Consider the following 277-nt stretch of genomic DNA (forward strand, 5'->3'; position numbering starts at 1 on the left):
CATCCGACTTGACAGACCGCCTGCGTGCGCTTTACGCCCAGTAATTCCGATTAACGCTTGCACCCTCCGTATTACCGCGGCTGCTGGCACGGAGTTAGCCGGTGCTTCTTCTGCGGGTAACGTCAATTGCTGAGGTTATTAACCTCAACACCTTCCTCCCCGCTGAAAGTACTTTACAACCCGAAGGCCTTCTTCATACACGCGGCATGGCTGCATCAGGCTTGCGCCCATTGTGCAATATTCCCCACTGCTGCCTCCCGTAGGAGTCTGGACCGTG

The 277-nt window shown here is 56.0% G+C and carries 1 rRNA gene; it reads right to left on the reverse strand.

Annotation, left to right across the window (positions count from 1 at the left end):
- Positions 1 to 277 (reverse strand): 16S ribosomal RNA (locus ACERY3_RS25440); the annotation flags it as partial.

The organism is Enterobacter cloacae complex sp. ESBL7 (genome assembly GCF_041679625.1).
GTDB lineage: Bacteria > Pseudomonadota > Gammaproteobacteria > Enterobacterales > Enterobacteriaceae > Enterobacter > Enterobacter asburiae_B.